We start from the raw sequence: 3302 nt of genomic DNA, 5'->3' as shown, positions 1-3302 counted from the left end.
TATTGGAAAATATAGAATAATCTTTACTTGAAAAATATTTTAAAAAGTTTATAATATATATAGTAACATAAAATGCAGGGGTGGTGGAACGGCAGACACGATAGCTTGAGGGGCTATTGCCAGAAATGGCGTGAGGGTTCGACTCCCTTCCTCTGCACCAATTATGTACATTATAAACAATTAATGTTATACTAAGATAGTATGCGCTTTGCATGCTGTTAATTGTTTAATATATAACAAAATAATTTAATAAAGAGGTGGAAATATAATGGCACTTAAATTTTCTTTTAAAGGTGGAATACATGTACCTGACAACAAGTCTTTTACAAAAGATAAAAAGATAGAAAAAGGACAAAGTCCTGAAACTGTTTATGTATCACTACATCAGCATGTAGGCTCAGGTTGTAAACCACTTGTAAAAAAAGGAGATACTGTAAAAAAAGGTCAAAAGGTAGGAGATACTGATGCATCAATATCTGCACCAGTTCATGCGAGTATTTCTGGAGTAGTAAAGGCAATTGAACCAATGTATACTACTGAAGGTTATCGAACTGATTGTATAGTTATTGAATCTGATGGTGAAGAAAGTTCTGTTGATTTTGTTGTTTCTAATAAAGAACTTGATTCTTTAAACAATGAAGAAATTGAAGACATAGTTAGAGAAGCAGGAATTGTAGGTATGGGTGGAGCAGGATATCCAACTAAGGCAAAGCTTGTAGCATCAAAGGAGTCAAATGTAGATGCAGTTATTTTAAATGGTGCAGAATGTGAACCTTATCTTACATGTGATCATAGGGTTATGCTTGAAAGAGCAGAAACTATAATTGATGGTTTAGAGATCATGCTTAGATACTTTGACACAGCAAAAGGTTACATAGGGATAGAAGATAACAAGATGGATGCTGTGGAGGCTCTTACAGAAGCTTGTAAAGGTCACGACAAAATAGAGATTGTAACTCTAAAAACTAAATTTCCTCAAGGGGATTCTTATAGAATGATAGATTCTATAGTTAAAAGAAAAGTGCCTCAAGATGGAAGAGGTAAGGATGTAAATTGTATAGTAAATAATGTTGGAACAGCTGTAGCTATATCTGAAGCAGTTAGAGAAGGAAAACCTCTATATGAAAGAGTAGTTACTATAACTGGTAGTGGAGTAAAAACACCTAAAAACTTATTGGCAAAGGTTGGAACAACTATAGGTGATTTGATAGAAGAATGTGGTGGATTTAATGGAACACCTGGAAAAATAATAGCTGGTGGACCTATGACTGGTGCTACCCAATTCAGTCTAGAAACGCCTATTACAAAAGCAACTTGTGGAATCATAGTATTAACTGAAGAAGAAGTTAAAATACAAAAGTCAACACCTTGCATAAAGTGCGGCAAGTGTGTAGAGATATGTCCAGCTTACTTAGAACCACTATTTATATCTGCTAACTCACTCCGTGATAGATTTGAAGAAGCAGAAGATTTAAATGCTTTATCATGTATAGAATGTGGAAGTTGTAGTTATATATGTCCTTCCAAGAGACCATTGACTGAAGCAATAGTTCATGCAAAAAAAGAAATATATAAGAAAAGAAAAAAATCTTAACATAAGGAGGAAGGATAATGGGAGAAAAGGTTGTAAATTCAACAAAAGAGCCGCTAACTTTAGACAAGCATCTAAGAATGTCTTTGGCGCCTCACATTAGATCGAGTGAATCTACAAGGAAAACGATGCTTGATGTTATTATCGCATTGACACCAGCCATGATAGGCTCTGTATACTATTTTGGACTTAATGCACTAATATTAATACTTGTATCAATAGCATCTTGTGTAGGTTTTGAAGCTCTAGCACAAAAGTTTTTTAAGAAAGATATATTAATAGGTGATTTAAGTGCTGTGGTTACAGGTTTATTATTAGCTTTTAACTTACCAGCAAATGCGCCATGGTGGGTAGCAGTGTTTGGAGCAGCTTTTGCAATTATCATAGTTAAAGAATTTTTTGGCGGTATTGGTTCTAACTTTATGAACCCAGCGCTTGCAGCAAGAGCAGCATTAGTAGCGTCTTGGCCAGCTATAATGGGGAACTACATAAACCCCGATGGAATAGCAAGTGCAACACCACTAGCTATAATGAAAAGTGGAAGCACAGCTCTACCTTCTATAAATAGAATGTTTATGGGAGACATTGGAGGATCACTTGGTGAAACATCGGCAATACTTTTACTTATAGGAGCTGCATACTTACTTATTAGAAAAGTTATTGATTGGAAAATTCCAGTATTCTATATAGGAACTACTGCGATAATGTTATTACTTCTTGGAATAAACCCTGACATGATAGTATACCATGTACTTGGTGGAGGGCTTATTTTAGGTGCGTTTTTCATGGCTACGGATTATTCATCTTCACCCGTAACGCCAATTGGTAAAATAATATTTGGTATTGGAGCAGGTATTTTAACTGCTGTTATAAGGGTTAAAGGTGGCATGCCAGAAGCTGTATCTTATGCAATACTGCTTATGAACGTAGCAAGCCCTGTGATTGAAAGATTTACAAAGCCAAAAGTATTTGGGAGGGTGAAATAAATGAAAGAGACAGCAAAATTAGGTTTAATCCTATTTCTATTTACAGCTATAGCGGCAGGAGTATTAGCTTTAACAAATAACTTTACCAGTCCTATAATTGCTGAAATAGAAAAAGAAGCAAGTTTTGGTTCTTTAATGGAACTTTTTCCAGATGCGGATGACTTTGAAGAGCTCGATCAAGATTTGCTTACAAATATAAAAGGTAAATATGCTCCAATAGTTGAAGGGCATGAAGTTTTACAAGGTGGAGAAGTTATAGGCTATTCTTTTCAAACAGAATCATCAGGTTATGGTGATGAGCCTATAGTAGCTATCACAGCTATAAATAGTGATGGAACTATAGCAGGTATAGATGTAGTAAGCAACAGTGAAACGCCAGGATTTGGTAAAGCTATAGAGGAAGATGACTTCCAAGATTCATTTATAGACAAATCAACAGAAACTGAACTTATACCAGTAGACACACCGGCAGAAGAGAACGAAGTAATGATGATAAGTGGATCTACAGTATCTACTCAAGGTATATTAACTGGAATAAATGCAGCGAGAGAAGTTTATAGGGAAAACTTTAGTGACTAATTATCAGGAGGTGTAAAAAATGAAAATAAAAGAAGCATTAAAAAATGGTATAATAAATGATAACCCAGTACTTATTCAGTTAGTTGGACTTTGTTCTGTGCTAGCTGTAACCAATACAGTAGTTAACGCTTTTTCCATGTCAATGG

At 35.1% G+C, this 3302-nt stretch carries 4 protein-coding genes and 1 tRNA gene; all 5 read left to right on the top strand.

What is annotated here, in order from left to right:
• Window positions 1-74 precede the first annotated feature (74 nt).
• A tRNA-Leu gene (locus ACTHW2_RS08390) sits at window positions 75-160 on the top strand.
• Window positions 161-268: 108 nt separating this feature from the next.
• On the top strand, window positions 269-1594 hold the full coding sequence (gene rsxC, locus ACTHW2_RS08385) for an electron transport complex subunit RsxC (RefSeq protein WP_442263494.1): 1326 nt from the start codon (window positions 269-271) through the stop codon (window positions 1592-1594).
• Between the two features lie 17 nt (window positions 1595-1611).
• On the top strand, window positions 1612-2577 hold the full coding sequence (locus tag ACTHW2_RS08380) for an RnfABCDGE type electron transport complex subunit D (RefSeq protein ID WP_442263493.1): 966 nt from the start codon (window positions 1612-1614) through the stop codon (window positions 2575-2577).
• The gene (locus ACTHW2_RS08375; RefSeq protein WP_442263492.1) at window positions 2578-3156 is read left to right on the top strand and encodes an FMN-binding protein; all 579 of its coding nucleotides are present in this window, start codon (window positions 2578-2580) and stop codon (window positions 3154-3156) included. It abuts the gene before it with no gap.
• A 19-nt stretch (window positions 3157-3175) separates the two neighbouring features.
• The coding region (locus ACTHW2_RS08370; protein WP_442263499.1) for an Rnf-Nqr domain containing protein at window positions 3176-3302 on the top strand (127 nt) is incomplete at its 3' end.

It is taken from the genome of Tissierella sp., from assembly GCF_052089545.1.
Classification (GTDB): domain Bacteria; phylum Bacillota; class Clostridia; order Tissierellales; family Tissierellaceae; genus Tissierella_A.
This window is presented reverse-complemented; position numbering and strand designations above follow the sequence as displayed.